This is a genomic window from Parapedobacter luteus (assembly GCF_900168055.1).
GTDB lineage: Bacteria > Bacteroidota > Bacteroidia > Sphingobacteriales > Sphingobacteriaceae > Parapedobacter > Parapedobacter luteus.
The window spans coordinates 424,256-447,702 of record NZ_FUYS01000003.1 but is presented as its reverse complement, the minus strand read 5'-3'; the positions used below and the strand labels follow the sequence as shown (position 1 = coordinate 447,702).

Below are 23,447 nucleotides of genomic sequence, written 5' to 3'. Positions count from 1 at the left end.
TTACTGACCGGCGCTTGACTACGTGATGAACGGCTGAAAGGTAACCTTGTACATATTGTAGTAACTTAATAATTTTTATGCTAATGAAATTGAAGCGTAATGGTGAGACGCAGGAGGAAGTAATGACGACGGGTGTCTCCTTAACGTTGCGGAACACGAAACAGGAAATCATGCCAGCGGAAGTACGGGCCACGGACAGCGCGGGATATGGCATTTATCCCGCCCACCCACTGGGCAACGGGAAGATTCACTATGGTTATGATACGTTGGCGCAATGGGTAGTGGAGCAGAAAACAGTGATCATTGATGGTTATGTGGGTAACTTCTGGGACCGCATAGCCACTCACTTAATGGCCGAATTGGAAAAACTGGATACCCAAGTCAATTGGTATGCTATGCATGACTTCCTTAAGCCAGAAGCGGACATCGAACAACTTGTAAAACCTTTTCTTGGAAGTGAAGATTCAGTTTGGGGCTCAAAGACGGCACTCAACTTAACTGATTTTTACCGATGGGATGACTTGGTTGGCGTCGAACCTGATCCGAACTATGCAATCAATATCTTAATCGGTACGGGAGCCGCATTGAGCGGATGGGATGCGTCGGTGATCTATGTTGATTTGCCCAAGAATGAATTGCAGCACCGCATGAATGCCGGTGCAATTACGAACCTGGGAAAGTCAGCACCGGAAAAGCCGACGGCAATGTACAAACGGTTTTATTTTGTAGATTGGGTGGTCTGCAATAAACATAAGGAATCGCTGCTGCGCAGCGTGGATGTATTGGCAGACGGGCAGGGGGTCGACTGGATCACATGGGCGTATGCGCCGGATGTTGTGAATGGTTTGAAAACACTTTCCCGATCGGCGTTCAGGCCGCGTCCTTGGTTTACGCCTGGTTCGTGGGGTGGACAATGGATTAAGAAGCACATTCCCCAGGTCAGTCAGGAAGAGCCCAATTACGCATGGTCGTTCGAGCTGATCGCGCCCGAGAATGGTTTAGTTTTCGAAAGTGATGGGATTTTGCTGGAAGTCTCGTTCGATTGCTTGATGACAGTCGCCGGCTTGGAGATTTTGGGTAAACACCATGCGCGTTTCGGTAACGAATTTCCAATACGGTTTGATTTTCTCGATACATTTGACGGAGGCAATTTATCCATCCAATGCCATCCTTCATTGCCATATATCCGGAAAAACTTCGGCGAAGTGATCACGCAGGACGAGACCTATTATATCCTGGACAGTGCGCCGGATGCGAAAGTATACCTGGGCTTTCAGGACGATATCGATCCGGCGGCATTCAGGGAAGAGCTGGAAAATAGCTTGGAAAAAAACACGGAAGTGGCTATAGGCAATTATGTGCAGTCTTTTCCTGCGGCGAAGCATGATTTGTTTTTGATTCCGAATGGAACAGTACACAGCTCAGGGAAAAACAACCTGGTACTAGAAATCAGTGCAACACCATATATTTTCACATTCAAAATGTATGATTGGTTGAGCAAAGATCTAAATGGAGATCCACGTCCTATTAATATCGAGCATGCCTTCAACAACCTACGGTTCGACCGGAAAGGACAACGTGTGCCCCGGGAGCTTATTTCCAAGCCGTATGTATTGGAAGAAGGCAAAGGCTGGAAGATGATCCACTTACCCACGCATGAAGCGCATTTTTATGATGTGCATAGGATCGAATTTGAGAACGAAGTGACGGTACACACGCGGCAGGCGTGTCACGTGATGATGTTGGTGGAGGGTACGGAAATTTCGGTACGGATAGGTGATCGGGAAACGGTATTTCGATACGCGGAAACGTTCGTGATTCCCGCAGCGGTATTGCAGTATACGCTGGTAAATACCGGAGGAGGGACGGCCAAGGTGGTTAAAGCGTTTGTTAAGGACGATCATGGAGCAACAACATAAATTTCCAAAAATTCTGTGGTTGGCCTGCGCGGTTGCGGCACTTGGGGGCTTTCTGTTTGGATTTGATATGGCAGTGGTATCGGGGATACTGCCACTGGTGACAAAACAGTTTTCGCTTTCTGCTTTGCAGCAGGGTTGGTTTGTGTCCTCGGCGTTGGTGGGTTGCATTGTGGGGGTGGCGATGTCCGGCGAGCTCGGTGACCGGTACGGCCGGCGCCGAGTATTGATATTGGCCGCCGTCTTATTTTTAGTGTCTGCGCTGGGATGCGGACTGTTGCCGACATTTTCGTCGATTATTGTGGCGCGTATCCTGGGCGGCGTGGGGGTGGGCATCGCCTCCAGCATGGTGCCGCTGTATATTTCCGAGATCGCCCCGGCAAGGATTAGGGGGCGGTTGGTGACGTATTACCAACTGGCTGTGACCTTTGGCATCTTGGTGGCGTATTTGAGCAACGCATTCTTGGTACAGGGGGCGCCCAGTATGGTGGGCCGCTTGTCGGGGTGGGGCGGTCTATGGCTCCATGAAGAGGTGTGGCGGGGGATGTTTATCGTAGGTACGCTGCCGGCACTGGTTTTTTTGCTGGGGTTGCTGGGTATTCCCGAAAGTCCGCGATGGCTCCTGCAGAAGGGACAAACGGCTGCTGGAATGGCATTGCTTAATCGGTTCGTGGGCGAAGCGGAAGCAGCGGCAGATTTGAAAAGTAGGGGTCAAGGGCAACGCTTGGCTGCTTACCGGGATTTGTTTTCGCCGAGATTACGCAAAGCGCTCCTATTAGGGTTGCTCTTACCGTTTTTTTCGCAATTCTGTGGGATCAATGCGATTATTTACTATGGTCCGAGCATATTGAATACTACTGGTGTGAGTCTGTCCGGCTCGTTGCAAAGCCAGATTGTCTTTGGCGTAGCCAATCTGGTGTTTACCTTAATCGCGGTATGGAAAGTGGATAAGCTGGGCAGGAGGCCGCTCTATCTGATCGGTACGGCGGCCGCGGCATTGAGCCTGATGGTGGTAGGAGGCTGCCTTTATGGAGAAAATACACCGGGGATGCTGTTGTTGTTTTCGGTCATCATATTTTTGGCCAGCTTTGCGTTTTCGATTGGTCCACTGAAGTTCGTAGTGGCTGCCGAAATTTTCCCTTCAAACATCCGGGGAAGGGCGATGGCGCTCAGTATCATGGTTATGTGGGTTGCAGATACGGTCATCGGACAATTGACGCCCTTGCTGTTGGATCGTATAGGGGCTGCTGTTACATTCTGGTTCTTCGCGCTGTGGTGTATACTCGCCTTTATCACGGTCTACCGGTTGTTGCCCGAGACCAAGGGCAGGTCACTGGCCGACATTGAGCGTCAATGGTCGGAGAAATAAATCATTGTTTTTCGTTTGCGGGTTTAGGTTATTTTATTTCGTCTTTGCTATGGTTGTAGATTACCGGCATTTGTCCTTTCCACGTATTCCATAGCTGGTCGTCCAATACAAGCCTCGCCATAAAGTGTGCCACATTGATACGGCTTGTTTTACCCGGATTGAAGATTGCACTTCTTGTTGGTGATTGATGCAACGCATATTCCGTTACCTCTTCTTCATTTATCAAATTATCGGGGCGGACGGCAACCCATTCAACGTATGCATTGTTCTGCCCGATTTCTTTTCTTAAATAGTCCGCTGTTTTTTCGTTGTCCGTGTGCGGTGGAAGAAACAACCTGAGTAATCCGGTTACTATGCTTTGCCTCATTGAAACAGGTTCGTTTATACCCCTATTCCGGTTCCCCGCCGTGTTCATCAAAACGAACCGGATTGGTTTTTGAGGCGCGTTTTGGTCAATGGCTTGGCATAACAGAATTGCCGTGTCCATAACGAGTTTTCTCGGCTTTCCAAAAATACCTTTCCAGGTCAGGTTATGGCCAAGGCAGGAAGCTGCCGAATCGCAGTCCGACAGGATCTTAGCCATTTCTTCGATGGTGATTTCCGTTATATTCCTTTGGATTACCATCAATTGCTTATTATTATTCCAATGGTCAGGTAAATTACTCGTTGGACGGGCTACTACTTTAACATGCTGCCCTGCTGCCAGAAGTTGCTCCACCAAAAGCTTTCCCGTCGCCCCGCTGGCCCCGACTATCAACGTTTTCATTTTTGTATTCGATCATCGGTTACCTAATTGCGGTTTCCTCTTTCTTCCATTTCCATGCAGACCACACAATACCGATACAGGCTGCAATCTCGACTATGCTGAAAAACCAATAATGCAGTGTGTTGCCCCCGACAGTCAGACTCCATAGTTGGATAATGGCCAGCAGTATGCCGAAAATTAGATTCAGTATCCGGTTTGATTGATACCTCAATAGACGGGAAAGCAAAATCATCAGCATCGGGATTTCCATCATGACAGCAAACGCCAGGAGAAACTCCTGGGTTATCTGCATATCACCGACCCTACCGTTCAATATGTTTTTCAAATCGTCGGCGTGCATGAGTGTAAACACATCGCAAAAGATGAAATTCACTGTCAAAAATATCCATAGCGTGGAAAGCAATACTTTTTTGTCCATTGTTTTTTGCAAATTTACATTCGTCCTGTTTAGCCGTTGGAAAATTACGCAACACCGACGTCACAAACGTTCACTTAAGTTAAGAAATCCAGCAGGCATTAAGTCTTTCCGGATATACGGGTTCGGATCCGGCTTAGCGACTGGGGTGTAATCCCTAAAAAGCTTGCAATTTGATGCTGTGGTACACGCTGCAATAGGTCGGGACGGTTACGAAGCAATTTCAGGTACCGCTGTTCGGGTGATGAGGTCTTGAAATCATCAAGTGTAAGTTGGCTTTTGGCGAGTTCTTGTTCCGAAAACATCCGGCAAAGCGTTTCAAACTTCGGGAATTTTGCGAATGTCTCGTGTTCCATCTCAGGTGTGGAGGCGGTGATGATTGTATCTTCAACAGCAGCGATGTAGTATACGGATGGGTTGCCGCTCATCACACAATGTGGGGTGATGCCTTCCATCTCGGTATAAAAGGCCGTTGTTTTTTCGTCGCCGTCAATGATGTAATAGGTCCTCAGGCAGCCTTTTAAGACAAAGTAGCAATTGTTGGATAGCTGTCCTTCTTTGAGTAAGACCGTTCCCTTCTTTACCGATCGGAATATGTCGAAAGCGGCTATTGCTTTTTTTTCATCTTCCGTAAGGGAAACGAACTTTGAGATAAAGTTAAATAACAGGTCTTGCATTTCCGTCTATTGTTTTTGTCACTACACATCGTGACGGTGCCCGCTGGAATTGTTTTTTTTATTTTATTCCGTGGAGTTAAAGGTAAAGACTTTTTTACTTATTTCCAGTCTGAATTTGATAAGGCTGCACGATAGCCCGAATGGTTACGGCTTAGCGGCAACCGGTTCTGTAAGCTTTAAGATCGCAAGCGCCGAGTGGAAATGTGCACCCAATTTCCGATCCTCCTCAGATAAGAAGTGTCAAGCCGCAAGAATTAAGGAATATTCAATAAATCATAATAACGAAAAAAGGCGACTAACTTTTGTTAATCGCCTCGTTCTCGAAGTAGCGGGGACAGGACTCGAACCTGTGGCCTTCGGGTTATGAGCCCGACGAGCTACCAACTGCTCCACCCCGCAATGTATCTTTATAATAAGTTCCTGCAATCGCTGCCGGATTTTAATTCTATTTCCGAATTGGACTGCAAAGATATAATTTGTTTCTTTGCAAAACAAATCAAATTGTAAAAAAAATGTCGCACAAAGCCGGATTCGTGAGCATCATTGGAAAGCCAAACGCGGGTAAGTCTACGTTAATGAATGCGTTAGTGGGTGAAAAGATGTCTATCGTGACCCCTAAAGCCCAAACTACCCGGCATCGGATCATCGGGATTGTGAATGAACCGGATTATCAAATTGTATTTTCGGATACCCCGGGAGTCATCAAACCAGCCTATACACTTCAAGCGTCAATGATGAGTTTTGTAGAGGGTTCACTTATCGATGCCGATGTCATTTTATTGATGGCGGATATCCAGGAACGATATGACGAACGTGACGTCATCGAAAAGTTGCGGAAGACCACTTCACCGGTAGCGGTGCTCATTAATAAGATAGATAAGTCGACTGAGGAAGAAGTTAAAAGCAAAATCGCTTTTTGGGAAGAAACCCTGCATCCACAAGCGGTCTTTGCAATATCCGCATTGCACGGGCATAATCTGGCAGCGGTCATGTCTTTTATTTTGGAACATCTTCCCGAACACCCTCCTTATTATGAAAAAGACGCACTTACGGATAAGAGCGAGCGCTTCTTCGTATCGGAAATCATACGGGAAAAAGTGTTCAAGCTCTATGAAAAAGAAATTCCCTATAGTACGGAGGTGATCATCACGGCATTCAAGGAAGAACCCGCCATTACCCGCATCAGCGCGGAAATCATCGTGGAGCGTGATTCACAGAAAAATATTATTATCGGGAAGGGTGGTAGTATGATTAAGAAAGTGGGTACCTATGCGCGGGAGGATGTTGAAGCGTTCCTGCAAAAGAAGGTGTTTTTAGAACTCTTTGTAAAGGTGATCCCCGATTGGCGGAAGAAAGATAATTACCTGAAACGGTTTGGTTATGAGTAATAGTTTTCCTACCTTTGCAGCCCCGCAGCGCGAAACTCCGGGGACTATGTTGGATACATATTAACAAAAAGGAAATGGCAGTTAAAATTAGATTGCAAAGACACGGTAAAAAAGGTAAGCCTTTTTACTACGTAGTGGTGGCCGATTCACGTGCACCCCGCGATGGAAAATTCATCGAACGTATCGGTTCGTACAACCCCAACACCAACCCGGCGACTATCGATCTGAATTTCGATAAGGCACTGGACTGGTTGGATAAAGGAGCACAGCCAACGGATACGACCCGCGCGATTTTGTCGTACAAGGGCGTGCTTTATAAGAAGCATTTGTTGGGTGGCGTGAAAAAAGGGGCTTTTGATGAAGCTACCGCTGATACCAAGTTTGAAGAATGGTTGAAAGCCAAGGAAGCTAAAATCCAAGGTAAGAAAGAAGGCTTAGCTCAAACTAAAGAAGAGGTGAAGAAAGCAGCGTTGGCTGCTGAAGCGAAAAAGAAAGCGGAAATAGCTGAGGCTATTAAAGCCAAGAATACGCCTCCTGCTGAAGAATCTCCAGCCGAGGAAGAGGCTGCAGCCTCCGATGAGACTGCCGAATAAATCAAATTTCGCCGGAAAAACAAAGCCGCTTCGTGATATATGCACCTGAAGCGGTTTTTTTATGTTTGAGCCGCTCATCATGTATTAAGTAAAAAATGGAATTTCCCGACAACTTTTATATTGGTTATATTAGCAAAACCCGGGGACTTAAGGGGGAGGTACAACTGTTCTTCGAGTTTGAAGACTATGAGATGCTGGAACTCGATGTGCTGTTTTTGGAGGTTGATCGTAAACTGGTGCCCTTTTTCGTGGAAAACCTGAAATTGCAGCCCAATCGTACCGCTTATATTTTCCTTGAAGATGTCGATCATGTGGACAAGGCGCAAGCGCTGGTTCGTAAAAAGGTATATCTTCCCAATAATAAACGGCCTGAACGGCATCCTGGTGACTTCCGGATCACTGACTTAAAGGGCTTTGTCGTATACGATGTGACATACGGCCGATTAGGCCAGATCATCGCTATTCATGAATATCCGCAGCAGCATGTCGCGACAGTGAATTATAAAGGTAATGAACTCATGTTTCCGTTGAATGACAAATTGATTGTGTCCATTGATGCAGTTGACAGCCGACTCAACGTGGATTTGCCGGAAGGTTTGATAGATGTGTATTCCTCTTAAGCGGTCAACGGCGGCAGCGCAACAAATTCGCTTTGCATATAAAGGCGAATTTATCTAAGTTTGGCGGCTGCAAAGTCAGGGCTCGCTGGTATGAAAATAACCGAACATATTAAGAACGCTAAAGGAAAGACGCTATTTTCCTTTGAAATATTGCCACCCGTCAAAGGGCAGAGCATACAATCCATCTTTAACGCTATTGATCCGTTGATGGAGTTCAATCCGCCGTTCATCGATGTTACTTACCTGCGCGAAGACTATATCTATAAACAGCATCCCAATGGGTTGCTTGAAAAGGTGGCATACCGCAAGCGGCCCAGTACGGTGGCTACGTGCGCTGCGATTATCAATAAATATAAGGTGGATGCTGTGCCTCACCTGATCTGTGGGGGCTTTACCAAGGAGGAAACCGAGAATGCACTCATTGACCTGCAGTTTTTGGGGATTGACAATGTACTGGTGTTGCGGGGCGATGCCCGCAAAAGTGATAGTTCGTTTATCCCTACGCCGGGCGGGCATGCTTATGCTTCCGACTTGCTGCAGCACGTGGTTAATATGAACAATGGCCGTTATCTGCATGAGGATATGGAAAACTCCGAGCGGACGGACTTCTGCATCGGAGTGGCGGGCTATCCGGAGAAGCATTTTGAGTCGCCAAACCTCGATACAGATTTCAAGTACCTGAAAATGAAAGTGGATTTGGGTGCGGACTTTATAGTCACCCAGATGTTTTTCGACAACAGCAAGTACAAGGCGTTTGTCGATAGGTGCCGGGCCAATGGCATCCATATCCCCATTATTCCCGGGCTGAAGCCGTTGACCGGAAGTAAGCAGTTGGTGAGCCTGCCGAAAACATTCCACTTGGACATCCCCTTGGAATTGAGTGAGGCGGTGCAGGCTTGTCGATCCGAACAGGAAGTTCGGGATGTAGGAATTGAATGGATGATCCATCAATGCAAGGAGCTCATTGCCATGGGAGCCCCTGTCTTGCATTTCTACACCATGGGTAACCCGAATCCGACTAAACGCATTATACAGGCCGTTTTCTGAAACGGCCTTATTCCTTCTGCATTTCCTTGGCCCACGTATCCCGCAATGTTACGGTGCGGTTGAATACCAGCTTGTCAGACGGAGACTTCGTGTCTAGTGTAAAATATCCCTTCCGAATGAATTGGTACCCTTTGCCCGGGTCGGCGTTCAATAGGTCGGGTTCTACGTATGCGCTCTTGATTATCTGGAGGCTATCCGGATTGATGCTGGCTTTGAAATCTTCCTCGGCAGCTGGGTTTTCTACGTTAAACAGCCGGTCATATAGTCGAATCTCCACGGTTTTGGCGTGCGCTACGCTCACCCAGTGGATGGTGCCTTTTACCTTGAGGCCACTGGTGTCTTCGCCGCTTTTGGACTCCGGTATATAAGTGCAGTGAATTTCGATCACGCTCCCTGTGGCATCTTTTACAACGTCATCACATTTGACGATATAAGCATGTTTAAGCCGGACCATCAGTCCAGGTGCGAGCCTGAAAAACTTCTTCGGCGGGTTTTCCATGAAATCTTCGCGTTCTATCCACAGCTCGCGGCCGAATGGGATGTCACGTTCACCTTCGCCGCCTGCTACTTCGGGGTTGTTTTCGCCCGAGAGGATTTCTTCCCGGCCTTCAGGGTAGTTGGTAATGACCAATTTCACGGGATCTAACACAGCCATGCGGCGCCATGCCGTTTTATTGAGATCCTCACGTATGCAAAATTCCAGCAATCCTACATCGATGATGTTTTCGCGTTTGGCTACGCCTATGCGTTCGCAGAAATTGCGGATGCTTGCTGGCGTGTATCCGCGCCGGCGCAGTCCACTGATGGTTGGCATACGGGGATCGTCCCATCCCTCCACATGCCGTTCGTTGACCAGTTGCAGGAGTTTACGCTTGCTCATGACGGTATAGTTAAGGTTTAAACGAGCAAACTCGTATTGTTTCGACGGGAAAATTTCCAACTGTTCAATGAGCCAGTCATAGAGCGGTCGATGGGGTACGAACTCAAGTGTACATACCGAATGGGTGATTTGTTCGATCGAATCGCTTTGCCCGTGTGCGAAATCGTACATCGGATAGATACACCATTTATCGCCAGTGCGATGATGATGTGCATGTTTGATTCGGTACAGCAACGGATCCCGCAGATGCATGTTGGGGTTGGCCAAATCAATTTTGGCCCGTAAAACCTTAGCACCGTCGGGAAATTTACCATCCCGCATAGCTTCGAATAAGCGCAAGTTTTCTTCCACGCTGCGGTCCCGGTATGGGGTAGGCTTGCCCGGTTCGGTGGGGGTGCCCTTGGATGCGGCTATTTCTTCCGGCGTGCTGTCGTCTACGTACGCGAGCCCCTTTTTGATGAGTTTTATGGCGTAACCATATAAAATCTCAAAATAATCAGATGTATAAAGCTCTTCGGTCCATTGGAAGCCGAGCCACCTAATGTCGTTTTTTATGCTGTCCACATATTCGGTTTCTTCAGTCACCGGATTGGTGTCATCAAACCGCAAATTGGTTTTTCCGTTGTATTTTTGCGCAAGACCAAAGTTGAGCACGATGGATTTTGCATGGCCGATATGAAGGTAACCATTGGGCTCGGGTGGGAAACGGGTAAGTACCCTGCCACCATGTTTGCCCTTACGTATATCTTCTTCGATAATTTCCTCCAGGAAATTGAGTGATTTTTCTTCATTTATCATGTCGCAAAGGTAATTATTAGTTGGCTGATTTTTTATTGGATTTGACCTTTAAGCTGTAGTTGCTACGAACAGCCGATACCTACAGCTTACAGCCTGCAGTCTATAGTTTACGGCTTGCAGCCAAAAAATCAAAAAATAAACCTTGGTGAAGCATTTATGTCTAATTTTACGTTTTCTTTCAAATCGGCTAATATGAATAAACTGTATATATACTTCCTAATTTTTATTGCACCGCTGTGGAGCATGTCCCAAAGCAAGCATCCGGAGGTGCTGGTATATGGTTATGGTCCGGATGCGTATGCCGCAGCGCTGCAATCCTGCATGTCAAATCTGAATACCGTTTGGGTCATAAACGGGGATAAGGTAATGCCGGAGTTGACTTCAACGGTAGTTTCCGTCGATGCCAACACCGGTCTGGATGCCGGAATATGGGCCAAACTATTGGCAAATACGTTGCGCCATGACAAACCCAGTGATTCCCTATCGGCTCTGGCCAAACGACGGATAAACCCTCGAATTGTACAGAATGTCGTCGACAGTGTATTAAAGGCAAATAAAAACCTGACACTAATTGAAGGAGGGCAATTGCGTTCCGTTAAAAAATCAGGTAAAAGTTGGCAAATCGAGCTGGCCGATCGAAGCCGCTTCAAGGTGCGGGCTGTGATTGATGCATCGGTTGACGCCTATCTTTATCAATTGGCTAAGGGCAATGTGGATAGTATAGCGGCGCGAACAGCATTGGCGGATGACTATTTCCAAGCTGGTGCTTATGAGGGGCTTTCCCGTACTGGAGTGGCCGTCGGAGATTTGGGCGGGCGATCCTTTACATTGCCTTTAGCTTCGCTGGTACCCCCGGACGATAGCAACCTCTTTGTGACTCACAGACTGCCGGTAATCGAACGTTTGTTAAGCGGCACGGTTGACGATATTCCGTTATTAATGCATGTGGGGCAGGCGGTCGGTGCGGCGGCCGCATACACGGCATTTTTCAAAACAACCTCAGATAAATTGGATAGTCGGAACGTGCAGGGTGAAATACTGCAATATGGAGCGCGTCTGATTCCCTTTGGTGATGTAGCCATTGAAGATCCGCATTTCGCGGCTATTCAGCGCATCGGTGCTACGGGTATGCTGTTGGGAAGAGCCGACAGCGATGGCAGACTGTATTTCGATGTCGATCAGCCTGTGACGGCCGACGAAATCAAGCCGGTTTCAAACCAGCTTTTTTCAAGAAGCCAGATTTGGTTTGTCGATCATCCCGATGTCGATACATTAACGCTAACCGACTTGTTTAGCTATATCAAATTTGTGGGGCAGCGCGGAAACGAATTGGAAGGGCAGGTGCAAAAATACTGGAAACGCCGCTTCCAGTTGGATGGTGAATATGACGAAAACATACCGCTGACCCGGAGGCTTACCGCGGTATTGCTGGATGCATATTGTAAACCGTTTGATGTGAAGGTGGGCCTGGATGGGGTCCTCCAGCGGTAGTTGGTCAGCTTTGCTTTCCGAATGGATTTTACATTGCTCCGTCTATGGCTTACGGAGCAATGCTTCCCGATTGATGCTTGGGTTTAGGCTATTGAGTTTTGGCCTATACCAAACTGATCTGCCGTTTGATACTTTCCTCAAGCGAAATGATGGTTTCTGTTCGTTGTATGCCTTTCACTGACTGAATATCTTCGTTTAGTACTTTTCGCAGATGTGTCGTATCCCGGCAAATGATCTTGGCGAACATGCTGTACGTCCCGGTACAGTAATGCAATTCTACAACTTCCTTTACCTGTTTTAGCTGTTCAACGGCATTGTTGTATTGAGAGCCCTTCTCTAAATAGATGCCAAGAAAGGCTGTGATGTCAAATCCAACCTTTTGTGGATTAATAATTAGGCTTGATCCTCTTATGATGCCTAATTCTTCCATTTTTTTCATCCTGACATGTATGGTTCCTCCCGATACAATCAGTTTTTTTGCAATTTCGGTGTAAGGTATGGAGGCATCGTTCATTAAAATAGATAAAATTTGGATATCTAAGTTGTCAAGGTCTAAATTTTCGTGCTTTTTTTCCATAAAAATTGATGTTTTTTTCAAATTATCTCAAATTTAATTATAAAAAACGTAAAAATTGAATTTTTTTGATAAAAAAACTTTAATAAATCAATATTATTATTACTTTTGTATCAATCGATCAGCAAAAAACAATGACGACTGCTGATTTTGGTATTGCCCTCCCTCAATTTAATATAGGTTTATAATTGGTTAGCGTAGAAGCTCCTCTCCCAAAGGAGCTTCTTCCTTTTATATCTGATATTGTTTGTCGGTTCTTTGTTCAATTGATAGATTAAACCCGTATTTATTGCCAATTCTTTAAAAATTTAGGCTAAATTACAGTTATTTATGAAGACTTTTTAATTTTCTGATGTATATATTAAAAAGCGTATTTTTACCTACTAGTTCGGTATGAATGTATGGAAGCTGAAGATGTAAGAATTTCTCGTAAGAAGCCGGTATATCCGGTGGCCCCTGCGCTGCAGAAGTACCTGCGTACCTATCAGCGCGATGCCCGGATGCCCATCAGCTATAAAAATTTGTTGGATTTCTATGAAACTGTACCGGTTATCGACAAAAATGGGAAGGATACCTTATGGGAAACGCCGCTTTATCCACCACATATTCAAGAAAATCTCTACAATGGATTGAAAATTATTTATGCACAGCTTAAAGCTTCCGGTAACACTCGGATTGTGGAGCATAAATACATTGATAGGGTGGAATATTGTGCTTTCGGCAATACACATCCTTTTCGGATACGCATTGTAAACCGATTGAATGATGTATATGATTATTTCTATGTGAAGCAGGCAGATGCATCTCGGATATATGGCTTGGAACTGGAACAGATAATATCTCCTAATCCGGTGAATTACATGGTAGATGGGCAGACACTCGTGGAGGAACATATTGTGGGGATTCCTGGAGATGTATTCGCTAAATCGTTGATGTATAATACCGACTATAATCCAAAACGGATTGCAAAGGAATTTGTAAAATTCAATGAGCGGTGTATTATCACGCTTTTGGGTGATATGCGGGCGTATAATTTTGTTATGCAGATTACGCCCGACTTTGATGATTTCCAATTCCGTATTCGTGCGATTGATTTTGACCAGCAATTTTACGAGGGCAATCCGAAGGTGTACATGCCTCAGTTTTTCAAAGACAATTTACCGTATGTCAGGCTTTGCATGGAGCACCTGACCGACCGCACGGTATTGCAATACCAGCAGGAAGAGCGTTCATCCATTGTGCACCGTGTGCGTAGCGAACGTCATCGAATTGCAGCCTTACGTGATGTTTCCAACACCGAAGAATTGTCTACGTCTGCCAACGTCAAGCAGCTTAGGGAGGGGTACGCTCATTATTATCAAAATCATCACTACCTGAAATGCCGTACGATGACCGATATAATCGAATTGAATGTAAAAAATGTAATTCGGCAGGTAAAATTATGATGATTTACTTTAAACGGTCTGCGTTGTTGCGTACAAACGCTTCCCAGCTTGAATAGTTCCCTTTTTTCGAAGTCGATGGCCTGTTTTGGAATGCATGACAGACGGCTACAGCCAATCCATCCGTAGCATCCAAAAACTGCGGGGTTTCTTCAAACCTTAGCAGGGTCTTAAGCATTGCCGCTACTTGCTCTTTCGCCGCGTTGCCGTTGCCGGTGACGGATTGTTTAATTTTGCGAGGGGCGTATTCAAAGATGGGGATGTCCTTATTCAACGCCGCTGCCATGGCCACTCCTTGTGCGCGGCCGAGCTTGAGCATCACTTGAATATTTTTGCCATAGAAAGGCGCTTCAAGAGCTACGCAATCGGGCTGATACTGTTCGATAAGGTTGCTGGTTTTTTGGAAGATGCGTTGTAACTTTAGACCGTGGTCATCCAGATGATCCAGTTTGACTACGCCAAGGCTGACAAGAGAGAGCATCCTGCCGGTTTCTTTGATGATCCCATATCCCAGTACCGTCGTGCCGGGATCAATGCCCAATATGATTCGCTCCTTGTTAGCGGGTTGTTGCATGATGCAATATTACGGCTTTTCGTTCGAATAAACCGGCCATAAATCATCCCGTTAGGTTTGGCTCGTAAATTTTAGTAACATTGCACGCAAATCATCTGGTTTGAGCAATAGAACAAAAAAGATATTAAGTGCAGTCCTTAAAATCGCCATTTTGCTGCTGGTGGTCTGGGTGCTGTATCACAAGCTCAACAATCACAAAAATTTACGGGAGTTCGGACGGCTGATGCGTGAGTTAGGCGCAGATGGCGTAACTGCCACGCTATCGGTAGTGGCGGCACTGATGTTTGTCAACTGGTTTTTAGAAGCGGTAAAGTGGCGATACCTTTGCCGGTATATCGAACGGATAAGTTTGTGGGCGTCCGTGCAGTCTGTTTTTTGCGGATTAACATGGGCGGTATTTACGCCCAATCGAATAGGTGAATATGGGGGGCGGGTTATGTTCCTTCCGCCGCGTAAACGTATTTTTGGTGTAGTGGCCATGGGGATAGGTGCATTGGCTCAGCTGGTGCTGACGAGTGTCGCGGGTTCGCTAAGTATTGCGTGGTTTGTCAACCGGTTTTTTGATATTAGCTTTATTTATGGGGCTGCCCTTTGGTTATTGGCTGTATTGTACGCAGGTTTTTTTGTCGTACTCTATTTCAATGTCAAATTGATTAACGGCTGGATAAAGCGGATTGGGTTCCTTCGCCGGTTTCATCGTTTCTTTGAAATTTTGACCCGTTACAGTCGTCGTGAATTGGCGTTGGTGTTTCTCAACTCGTTGGCAAGGTTTGTTATTTTTACGTCGCAGTATTGTATCTTGATGCTGGTTATTATCCCGGGTATTGAATTTCTGCCCATGTTGTTGATGATATTCATTCTCTTCTTTGTCCAGTCGGCATTACCGACACTTGACCTTTTTGATTTTGGGATTAGAAGCGTTACCGCAAGCTATTTATATGCGCACATTACTGATCAAGATATTGCGGTAATGGCGATAGCTTCTTGCGTTTGGTTTATAAACCTTATATTGCCCGCCATTTTAGGTTCGGTGTTTGTTCTAAAAATTAATTTCTTTGGCGACACAGCTAATTAACGTCTTTTTAGCGGTATTTACAGGAATATACGCGGTATTGGTATGGTATATGCGCGCTGGCTGGCTGGCGCTCCCCGTTTTCTCAAAAAAAACAAGACCTGTGACCAAGGTCAGTGTGCTTATAGCGGCACGTAACGAAGAAGCCAATATCGGGCGCACGCTTAGTGATATCCTGGCGCAGGATTTTCCAGCGGATCTGTTGGAGGTCATCGTGGTAGACGACCATTCTACGGACAATACGTCGGCTATTGTACAGACGTTTGCCCCTTTAGGGGTTAAGCTGCTGAAGTTAAACGAGTCTGAACCGCTGAACTCTTATAAGAAGAAGGCGATATCTACGGCTATCGCCGTTGCGACCGGCGAACTTATCGTCACCACAGACGCCGATTGCCGGATGGGTAAGAATTGGCTGGCTACAATAGTGAGTTATGTAGAACAACATCATAGCTTTTTAGTCTCTGCCCCGGTGATATATTCGGAGCAGCGAAGTTTTTTTGAAGAATTGCAGACGCTGGAGTTTCTATATCTGATCGGGCTCGGTGCCGCGGGCATAGGGCACCGGCGCCCGTCCACTTGCAATGGGGCGAATCTGGCTTATCGTCGCGATGTGTTTCATGAAATGGGCGGCTTCAACGGAATTGATCACTTGGCATCGGGTGACGATGAGTTATTTTTGCATAAAGTAGCGGCTAAGTATCCCGATAAGGTTGGGTTTTGCAAATCGAGGGACGCCATTGTATATACCGATGCCAAGGCAAACTTACGTGGATTCCTTCATCAGCGAAAGCGATGGGCATCCAAAAGCACGCATTATAAAAATAAAGGGCTCGTCGCGTTGGGTGTAGCCATTTGGTTGTTCAATTGTTTATTGCTGTTTACGGGCATCGCGGTGCTATGTTGCGACACTGTCCTGTGGCCAATGTTCACGTTGGCCCTTGCCATGAAACTGATGGTGGAATGCTGCTTTTTGTATCCCCTGTGCCGGTTTGCTAAGCGAATGGGCCTATTGGCCTATCTGCCGTTGCTCACTGTTTTACACATTGTGTATATGGTGTATATTGGTATGGCGGGCAACATAGGTAAATATCAATGGAAGGGAAGGCGCGTCAATTAACCAAAATCTTTGTCTTGATACGGGCTTCGGCTTGCGCAACAACCTCTTCTGCGCTGAGTCCTTGGGGCTCGATGGGAGGGAGCACTTCCCAGGACATCCGCGTAAATGTATTCAGTGGAAAAAAACCATAGCGCACCATTTCCCAGGAACGATTTATAACCACGGGAACGACCAGCACGTCAGGGACTTTTTTCAGTATCGTTGCAATGCCGCCCACATTAAACGGTTTTACTTTGCCGGTTTTTGAGCGGGTGCCTTCCGGGAAAATAAAGGCCGACCACTTTTTTGTCTTCATATGATTGGCCAGCTTGAGGATTTCGGCTATAGACTGCTTGGGATCTTTGCGATCGATGTTGGCTGCCCCGCCATGGCGGAGGTTAAACGAGATGCTGGGAATACCCTTGGCAAGCTCTATCTTAGAAATGAATTTGCCATGATGTTTGCGCAGGAAAAAAATTAAGGGAGGGATATCATACATGCTTTGATGGTTGGCCACAAAAAGGATCGGCCTGTCTGTAGGCAACGGTTGCTTATTTACGAATTTCACAGTATTGCCTAATACATAATAACAAGCTACCAGGCACCAATTGAGCGTATCAACCGATTTCTTATGTGCCTGATAACCGCCAAGCTTAAGGCACAGCCATTGGACAGGATGAAACACGGTGATGACGATACCAAAAAGCAAATAGAAAACAGGGGAAAGGATATAACCAAAAAACTTTCTCATTAGCAACACGATAGGACCAACCGGTCTCGGTTGCAAAGATATTATTTAAACAGCTATTACCAAATACAGGATGAAATACGACAGGACCGCATTTATCGCATGCTAATATTCCGCGGTACCAGCCTGAGTTGGGCTGCCAACGGAGTTATTTGGGGAGCGCACGGAGCTCTTCAAAGTGCTTTCTGGTATATGTTCCCGGAATGGCATGATCACCCTCTTCAAATCCGAAGTTGACGGCATTAATGCCGGGGAGCTCCGTATATGCGTACGTGGCTTCCAGTAAGTACATCTGCGATCCGGAAGATCCCATCTGCTGGGTAAGGTATTGAGCATCCGGAATCTGTAGGTAAAGCGTGTCGTTAGATACGTTTCGTACCACTATGGTGATCTCGGGATAGTTAGTGATTAGTGCTTGGGTCAGCGCTTCAATGGTTAGTGGCGAACCATCAAAATCGGGATTTTTCTCGGCCCCAAGTTGCTCCGACGCTTCATCAAAAACGGCGATGTAGGGTAGTGACGGCAGCGGTGCTTGATTCTCCTCGGCGATTTCAGCAGCCGCATCACTGCCTGCATTTTCAGCACTGTCCCTTGATTCATTTCGGCAAGAAAGCGTTACGACGATGGCGCATAGCAATAACGTTAATTGATATAAACCTGACGTTTTCATCTTGTTTTTATTCATGCTTCTGTAATTCATGGTGTGGTAACCGCTACAGGCAATACCTTACCGTTGAACAGCCGGTGACCGGTAAGTGCGAAATGCGCAACATAAGCACCCATCTCCGACGCAGTCACAGGCGACTCATATTGTGGAAACGCTTTTCTAAGCATTTCTGTTTGCGCCGAACCCAAAGCTAAGCAATTTATTTTGATTTCTTTAGCCTCAAATTCCAAAGCAAGGCACTCGGTCAGCGCGTGCAACGCTGCCTTGCTGGCCGAATAAGCAGCTAAGCCGGGAAATTTCACGCTGCCCTGGAATCCGCCCATACTGCCAATGTTGATAATATGGCTACCTGGACGCATCAGAGGTAATAGGTGTTGAATCATGTGCACAGGCCCTATGAAGTTGCTCTGAAGCATGTCAGAAAATGCATCAATTGAAGTCTTTTCGAAGGGCTGGTTGATGAGTGCACCCGCGTTATTGATCAGTATGTCTACATGCCCGAGTTGCGTCGTCACAAACGGCAACAGGGAGTTTTCATAATCACCGTGTATGATGTCAAACGGCAGAATATGTATGTTGGATTGGACAATGTTTTGAACGGAAGCCTGCTGTAAGTTGCCTAAGCCGCTTTGCGAACGTGCAACGGCTACAATCGAATGCCCGGTCGCCGCTAAGGCTAAGGCGGTTTCAAATCCGATGCCGCTGCTTGCTCCTGTGATTACAATCGTTGCCATGGCTTATTTTGTTAATTATTGTCTTCATCATCATTGCTCATTGCCGCCTCCTCGGAAGTGGGCAGCTTATCTTCACCCAATTTCCGGGGCCGGAAAATAAAATAAGCGCCTGAGGCAGCCAAAGTAGCTGAGGTTAGGTAGAACAGTAAACTGATTAACAGAGCCAGATGCTCATCCAGCTGAAAATATTGCGCTCCATAAACGTTGACCATTTCGCGCGCACCGAGCCCGCCTACCGTAAAAGGGATCACCGCCACTAACGATGAAAGCAAGAACATAAACAAATAAGGCGAAAATTTGCCTTCAAAACCAAGCGCATACAGTAGGAAGATGGCACATACAACCTGCATTGACTGTACGCCTATTGCTTTGATATGGGTAGTCACGAAATGCCGGCTATATACAGTAAAATATCGGCGGAGCACCGCATAATAAGCTACTGTGCCCAGCGCGACAGCTATGATGGGAACTTCGTTTGGAATTTGCAGCCGGGGTATGAAGATGATCAACGCTGAAGTTATCAGGCACAGTGCCCAAAGCCCACTGAGACGGTCAAAAAAAACCGCAGACAAGAGATGGCGGCCCTTGACTTTGAATTTGCGCCGCAGGAAGAAAATTTTGTAACCGTCGCCGCCTACGCCGCCAGGCAAAAACAGGTTATAGAATAAGCCTAAAAGATAAAGTTTGAAGTTATACCTTTCGGTTAATTCCAGCCCGATATTGCGGAAAAAGCCGTTCAGGCGTGTGGAAGCAATCATAATTGAACAGGTATAAGCCACAAAAGCCAGCGCCAAAAACAGCGGATTGGAGCCAGCCAAGGCTTCTTTCAAATCCTTTGGCTCCACTTTGTTGAACACCCAATACAGTGCAGCGGCGGTGATCGCAATCTTAAGCACTGTTTTGGTTGCACGCCAAATTTTATTTTGAGCCATACATACGTCGTTGATAAAGATCCCAAAGATAAAAAAAATGGGATGACTATCCGGCCTTATCCGAAGATAAGTGGATAGAGCCTGGCATACAACATAATGACATAGATGATCAACAGAAGGGTATTAAGCGAAAGCATCCAGTTGAGGTCCGTTTTTTGATAACGATGACGAAGCGTGAGAATGAGTAAGGCCAGGAAACAAAGAAAAAGCAACCCAGGGAATATAAAAGCCCATTTATGCTCAATGTATACGAACGTTTGCCCTAACGGTCTTACGGTCTCTTGCTCGAGAATTGCGGGAGCAAAAGCGAATAAAAGCAACAAAATAAATAACCGCACCAGCAGTTTGGCGGCAAATTTACTGATGGTATGGTTTTTGGAAGGAGTCATGTAAATTGCTTTCTTAGCCTTAAAAAAACAAACATACGTGAATATTCAACATCACGCATAAAAAAACGATATTTTATAGAAGAATCTACTATCTTTACAATTTCTTTTAAACACTATGAATAGATTACCATTTCTGTTTGCCGCATTGATAGCTGTTTTTATTGGTGCAACCGCTTGCTCGTCACAGCAAGGCACGACAGGGGGGGCGCCCTCGGCCTCAGCATGGCGTAATGGTGTGAAAGGTCAATGGGTATTGCACTCCATTGATAAAGAGGCCTTTCCGTCCGCTTACGCTGTCAAAACAATTTTTGAAGAAGCTCCGGCAGAATGTTTCATTGGGAGCATATGGAATTTGCCAAACAACGGCAAGGGAAGCATCACTTTTGATGCAGAGGGTAAGCTTTGTGCTCCCGGCGCCGTGCGTAATATCGTTTGGTCAATTTATAATCCGGGAAAGAGTGGGGGAGAGCCCCAATTTCAATTTAAGAAGATTTACCCGGGAGACAAAGCCAGCAATGTAACGGCCGGTTACCGATTGGATTTGGCCTACGCGGATGCCGATCAACTCACCTTGCGGATGCCTGTTGATATGGAAGGCCAGACGGGGTATCTGGTGTTTAATTTCGAACGGTTTTAAGAGATGGCTATCCCAGCCGTTTGCTACGATAATATTGTGAAACTATAACGTTATAACTCATGAAAGCAAGTGTATTGTCGTTGCTGTTTGTAGCAACCCTGTCGGTAAGCTCCTTCGCTCAACAAGACAAAAGCCAGCGGGCTAGTCCGCCGGATAGTGTCAACGTCACCACCGATGACGGCGTCACAATAAAAATCCATTACAGCAAACCATCGCTCAATGGACGGCAACTGGGTTCAGCGGATTTTGTGCCGCTTGGTAAAAGATGGCGCACAGGTGCCAACGAAACCACCACGTTCGAAGTAGACAAAGACGTGTTGATTCAGGGGCAGCTGTTGCCTGCGGGCAAATATGGGCTTAGCTCCATTCCGGATCAATATAGCACAACCCTTATCTTCAATAAGGTGTGGGATCAATGGGGCACGCGATATGACGAGTCAGCAGATGTCCTGCGTGTGGCCGCCACCCCGACAAACAGCGATGAGTCTAGGGAGCAGTTTACCATCACCGCTGATAAAACTGGGACGGTTGCGTTACTTTGGGGAACTTGGCGTGTGCCGTTTACGGTGAAGGCTGCAAAATAGAGTGTCGGGCTAATTATTAACGGACGAAGTGAAAGGTATTATTTTAGCCGGGGGTTCCGGTACGCGGCTGCACCCCTTAACATTGGCAGTGAGTAAACAGTTGATGCCGGTTTACGACAAGCCAATGATTTATTATCCTTTATCGACATTGCTATTATCGGGAATCCGTGATGTACTGATCATTTCTACACCCCATGATCTGCCTGCTTTCCGCAAATTATTGGGCGATGGTTCGCAGTTGGGGTGTTCATTTACCTATGCGGTGCAGGAAGTTCCCAATGGGCTGGCGCAAGCTTTTGTACTAGGCGAGCAATTTGTAGGGAATGACAAGGTTGCATTGATATTGGGCGACAATATCTTTCATGGCGAGGGACTGTCGCGTTTGCTGCAGCAAAGCGCCGATCCGGATGGTGGCGTTGTGTTCGCGTATCCGGTGTCCGACCCTGAACGATATGGCGTAGTCGAGTTTGACGAACAACGCAATGTGGTTTCCATTGAAGAAAAGCCTGCCCATCCAAAATCTAATTATGCGGTTCCGGGCTTGTATTTTTACGATAATTCGGTGATTGGGATTGCAAAAAGTATCCAGCCCTCGGCACGTGGTGAATATGAAATCACCGATGTCAATAAAGCTTATCTTGAACAGGGACGGTTGAAAGTAGGCGTATTCAGCCGGGGTACGGCCTGGTTGGACACAGGGACATTTACTTCCCTCATGCAGGCAGGCCAATTTGTGCAGGTCATCGAGGAGCGGCAGGGCCTGAAGATTGGCTGCATTGAAGAGGTGGCCTACCGGATGGGCTTCATTGATGCCCAACAGCTTGAGGCTATAGCACAGCCTTTGCTGAAAAGTGGATACGGGCAATATCTCCTGAAATCCGTATTGCGAAAGCGCTAACTTTCGATACGAAGCGGTAAGGATGCCCCTCGGTGTGAGGGCAGACTTACCGCGTACTGAAGCCTGACGTCAGACATTTAATTTATTTCGCGTATTGTAGTTATCGAGCTACATCAATCCTTCTTTCGAAAGGATGTTGGAACAATTTTTGCATACTGGTTGCCGTGTGTTAGGATAGCGTTTTGATGTATAGACCATGCAAGAAATACATACGATGCAAGAAACAGGTATGGAGTCCAAACCTGGCGAAATAAGAAAGGACTCCACAAAGATTTACTTCTTTGTAGTAGCTATTTTGGCTCTGCTTGCCACCAATGTATATTTTTATATCAAGTATAAAAATACTGGAGACAGGGTCTACGAGCTAACGGATGAACGGATAAGTATGCAGGCGGAGATCGATCGGATTGAAGCCGAGCTTGATCGGTTAACAGACGAGAATCTGACGCTTAGCACCTCCTTGAAAGCCGCTCAGGATAGTGTCCGCACCACGATTGCAGCATTGCGCAACCAATTAACACAAAACAACCTGACACGCGAACAACTGGTTAGCGCCCAACACGAAATCAACCAATTAAAGCAGCAAGTCTCCAAATACGTAACCGAAGTGGAAAATCTTCGAGTCCAAAACGAGCAGCTCCGATCTGAGCGGGATGAATTGAAACAGGAGATTTCTTCTTCCTCCGACCGAGTAGCTGCACTTGAAGAGGAAAATACCGACCTGACCGATAAGGTCAGGCTGGCTTCAACCCTCAAAGTTTCAAACATCTCGATAAACGGCGTTCGCGAACGCAGCAATAATAAGCAAAGTGTGGAGACACGGGCACGCCGGATAGATAAATTCCAGATTCACTTTACAATAGCAGACAATCCCTTGGCACAAGTGGGTATGCATGACGTCTACCTGCGTGTAATTGACCCGAATGGCAATTTACGGACAACGGATAATGGCCTTTTTGAAGTTGACGGCAACCAAATCCAGTACACCTATAAGACGGCCATCAATTTTGTGAATGATGGCGCAGACTATGTCATTGAGTGGACGGACACAAAGGGCTTTCAGAAAGGTACGTACACCATATTGCTGTATGCGGATAATACGGTCATGGGCCAAAGCAGCGTTGTGTTGAAATAAAATCC

General features: G+C 46.4%; 25 protein-coding genes and 1 tRNA gene. 14 read left to right on the top strand and 12 right to left on the bottom strand.

The features are described 5' to 3' along the window. Positions 1-83: 83 nt before the first annotated feature. On the top strand, positions 84-1,919 hold the full coding sequence (locus tag B5X72_RS08525) for a class I mannose-6-phosphate isomerase (RefSeq protein ID WP_233632549.1): 1,836 nt from the start codon (positions 84-86) through the stop codon (positions 1,917-1,919). Next, on the top strand, positions 1,903-3,285 hold the full coding sequence (locus B5X72_RS08520) for a sugar porter family MFS transporter (RefSeq protein WP_079716410.1): 1,383 nt from the start codon (positions 1,903-1,905) through the stop codon (positions 3,283-3,285). Before B5X72_RS08525 ends, B5X72_RS08520 begins: the two co-directional genes overlap by 17 nt. A 28-nt stretch (positions 3,286-3,313) precedes the next feature. Here B5X72_RS08520 and B5X72_RS08515 read toward each other — a convergent pair whose 3' ends face one another. The 4 genes from B5X72_RS08515 to B5X72_RS08500 all read right to left on the bottom strand — a co-directional run bounded on the left by B5X72_RS08515 (position 3,314) and on the right by B5X72_RS08500 (position 5,542). Further along, positions 3,314-4,051, bottom strand: coding sequence for an NAD(P)-dependent oxidoreductase (locus B5X72_RS08515; protein WP_079716409.1), 738 nt, complete (start codon positions 4,049-4,051; stop codon positions 3,314-3,316). Between the two features lie 19 nt (positions 4,052-4,070). Beyond that, positions 4,071-4,469, bottom strand: a complete 399-nt coding sequence (locus tag B5X72_RS08510; RefSeq protein ID WP_079716408.1) for a DUF6326 family protein — start codon at positions 4,467-4,469, stop codon at positions 4,071-4,073. A 98-nt stretch (positions 4,470-4,567) separates the two neighbouring features. Further along, on the bottom strand, positions 4,568-5,143 hold the full coding sequence (locus B5X72_RS08505; RefSeq protein WP_079716407.1) for a Crp/Fnr family transcriptional regulator: 576 nt from the start codon (positions 5,141-5,143) through the stop codon (positions 4,568-4,570). 326 nt (positions 5,144-5,469) lie between these two features. After that, positions 5,470-5,542 (bottom strand) — tRNA-Met (locus B5X72_RS08500). A gap of 113 nt (positions 5,543-5,655) precedes the next feature. Between B5X72_RS08500 and era the strand changes: the two genes are divergently transcribed. The 4 genes from era to metF all read left to right on the top strand — a co-directional run bounded on the left by era (position 5,656) and on the right by metF (position 8,791). Further along, positions 5,656-6,531 carry a GTPase Era gene (gene era, locus B5X72_RS08495; RefSeq protein WP_079716406.1) on the top strand — a complete coding sequence of 292 codons (876 nt, stop codon included), beginning with the start codon at positions 5,656-5,658 and terminating at the stop codon, positions 6,529-6,531. A 74-nt stretch (positions 6,532-6,605) separates the two neighbouring features. After that, positions 6,606-7,124: a 30S ribosomal protein S16 gene (locus B5X72_RS08490; protein ID WP_079716405.1), complete on the top strand. Its 519-nt coding sequence runs from the start codon at positions 6,606-6,608 to the stop codon at positions 7,122-7,124. A gap of 95 nt (positions 7,125-7,219) precedes the next feature. After that, positions 7,220-7,744 (top strand): ribosome maturation factor RimM, encoded by a 525-nt coding sequence (gene rimM, locus B5X72_RS08485; RefSeq protein WP_079716404.1) that lies wholly within the window; start codon positions 7,220-7,222, stop codon positions 7,742-7,744. Positions 7,745-7,834: 90 nt separating this feature from the next. Then, a complete protein-coding gene (metF, locus tag B5X72_RS08480; RefSeq protein ID WP_079716403.1) occupies positions 7,835-8,791 on the top strand; it encodes a methylenetetrahydrofolate reductase [NAD(P)H] in 957 nt (318 codons plus the stop codon). Positions 8,792-8,798: 7 nt separating this feature from the next. Here metF and B5X72_RS08475 read toward each other — a convergent pair whose 3' ends face one another. After that, positions 8,799-10,469 (bottom strand): glutamine--tRNA ligase/YqeY domain fusion protein, encoded by a 1,671-nt coding sequence (locus B5X72_RS08475; protein WP_079716402.1) that lies wholly within the window; start codon positions 10,467-10,469, stop codon positions 8,799-8,801. Positions 10,470-10,661: 192 nt separating this feature from the next. On the opposite strand from B5X72_RS08475, the gene B5X72_RS08470 reads away from it, so the two are divergent. Continuing rightward, on the top strand, positions 10,662-11,960 hold the full coding sequence (locus B5X72_RS08470; RefSeq protein ID WP_176146130.1) for an FAD-dependent oxidoreductase: 1,299 nt from the start codon (positions 10,662-10,664) through the stop codon (positions 11,958-11,960). A 103-nt stretch (positions 11,961-12,063) separates the two neighbouring features. Here the strand turns inward: B5X72_RS08470 and B5X72_RS08465 are convergent, their stop codons facing one another. Then, the gene (locus tag B5X72_RS08465) at positions 12,064-12,537 is read right to left on the bottom strand and encodes an Lrp/AsnC ligand binding domain-containing protein (protein WP_079716553.1); all 474 of its coding nucleotides are present in this window, start codon (positions 12,535-12,537) and stop codon (positions 12,064-12,066) included. A gap of 398 nt (positions 12,538-12,935) precedes the next feature. Between B5X72_RS08465 and B5X72_RS08460 the strand changes: the two genes are divergently transcribed. After that, positions 12,936-13,979 (top strand): hypothetical protein, encoded by a 1,044-nt coding sequence (locus tag B5X72_RS08460; RefSeq protein WP_079716400.1) that lies wholly within the window; start codon positions 12,936-12,938, stop codon positions 13,977-13,979. Positions 13,980-13,983: 4 nt separating this feature from the next. On the opposite strand, the gene ruvC is transcribed toward B5X72_RS08460, so the two are convergent. After that, positions 13,984-14,550 carry a crossover junction endodeoxyribonuclease RuvC gene (gene ruvC, locus B5X72_RS08455; RefSeq protein ID WP_079716399.1) on the bottom strand — a complete coding sequence of 189 codons (567 nt, stop codon included), beginning with the start codon at positions 14,548-14,550 and terminating at the stop codon, positions 13,984-13,986. A 100-nt stretch (positions 14,551-14,650) separates the two neighbouring features. Between ruvC and B5X72_RS08450 the strand changes: the two genes are divergently transcribed. Then, positions 14,651-15,625 (top strand): lysylphosphatidylglycerol synthase transmembrane domain-containing protein, encoded by a 975-nt coding sequence (locus B5X72_RS08450; protein WP_079716398.1) that lies wholly within the window; start codon positions 14,651-14,653, stop codon positions 15,623-15,625. Continuing rightward, positions 15,606-16,739 (top strand): glycosyltransferase family 2 protein, encoded by a 1,134-nt coding sequence (locus B5X72_RS08445; protein WP_233632537.1) that lies wholly within the window; start codon positions 15,606-15,608, stop codon positions 16,737-16,739. The genes B5X72_RS08450 and B5X72_RS08445 overlap by 20 nt, the downstream gene beginning before the upstream one ends. Here B5X72_RS08445 and B5X72_RS08440 read toward each other — a convergent pair. From B5X72_RS08440 to B5X72_RS08420, 5 genes are all read right to left on the bottom strand, one after another. Next, positions 16,732-17,469: a lysophospholipid acyltransferase family protein gene (locus B5X72_RS08440; RefSeq protein ID WP_079716397.1), complete on the bottom strand. Its 738-nt coding sequence runs from the start codon at positions 17,467-17,469 to the stop codon at positions 16,732-16,734. The genes B5X72_RS08445 and B5X72_RS08440 overlap by 8 nt on opposite strands. Positions 17,470-17,614: 145 nt before the next feature. Continuing rightward, entirely contained in the window at positions 17,615-18,136 is a 522-nt protein-coding gene (locus B5X72_RS08435) for a hypothetical protein (RefSeq protein WP_139378600.1), read from the bottom strand. Positions 18,137-18,162: 26 nt separating this feature from the next. Next, positions 18,163-18,867 carry an SDR family NAD(P)-dependent oxidoreductase gene (locus B5X72_RS08430; protein ID WP_079716395.1) on the bottom strand — a complete coding sequence of 235 codons (705 nt, stop codon included), beginning with the start codon at positions 18,865-18,867 and terminating at the stop codon, positions 18,163-18,165. An 11-nt stretch (positions 18,868-18,878) separates the two neighbouring features. Beyond that, positions 18,879-19,799 (bottom strand): lysylphosphatidylglycerol synthase transmembrane domain-containing protein, encoded by a 921-nt coding sequence (locus B5X72_RS08425; RefSeq protein ID WP_079716394.1) that lies wholly within the window; start codon positions 19,797-19,799, stop codon positions 18,879-18,881. 56 nt (positions 19,800-19,855) lie between these two features. Beyond that, the gene (locus tag B5X72_RS08420) at positions 19,856-20,188 is read right to left on the bottom strand and encodes a hypothetical protein (protein ID WP_079716393.1); all 333 of its coding nucleotides are present in this window, start codon (positions 20,186-20,188) and stop codon (positions 19,856-19,858) included. 115 nt (positions 20,189-20,303) lie between these two features. Between B5X72_RS08420 and B5X72_RS08415 the strand changes: the two genes are divergently transcribed. The 4 genes from B5X72_RS08415 to B5X72_RS08400 all read left to right on the top strand — a co-directional run bounded on the left by B5X72_RS08415 (position 20,304) and on the right by B5X72_RS08400 (position 23,442). Continuing rightward, on the top strand, positions 20,304-20,825 hold the full coding sequence (locus tag B5X72_RS08415) for a hypothetical protein (RefSeq protein WP_079716392.1): 522 nt from the start codon (positions 20,304-20,306) through the stop codon (positions 20,823-20,825). Positions 20,826-20,884: 59 nt separating this feature from the next. Further along, positions 20,885-21,409 (top strand): DUF2911 domain-containing protein, encoded by a 525-nt coding sequence (locus B5X72_RS08410; protein WP_079716391.1) that lies wholly within the window; start codon positions 20,885-20,887, stop codon positions 21,407-21,409. Between the two features lie 28 nt (positions 21,410-21,437). Next, positions 21,438-22,307 carry a glucose-1-phosphate thymidylyltransferase RfbA gene (gene rfbA / locus B5X72_RS08405; RefSeq protein WP_079716390.1) on the top strand — a complete coding sequence of 290 codons (870 nt, stop codon included), beginning with the start codon at positions 21,438-21,440 and terminating at the stop codon, positions 22,305-22,307. Positions 22,308-22,503: 196 nt separating this feature from the next. Further along, complete coding sequence (locus B5X72_RS08400; protein ID WP_079716389.1) at positions 22,504-23,442, top strand: hypothetical protein; 939 nt, start codon at positions 22,504-22,506, stop codon at positions 23,440-23,442. Positions 23,443-23,447: the final 5 nt, after the last annotated feature.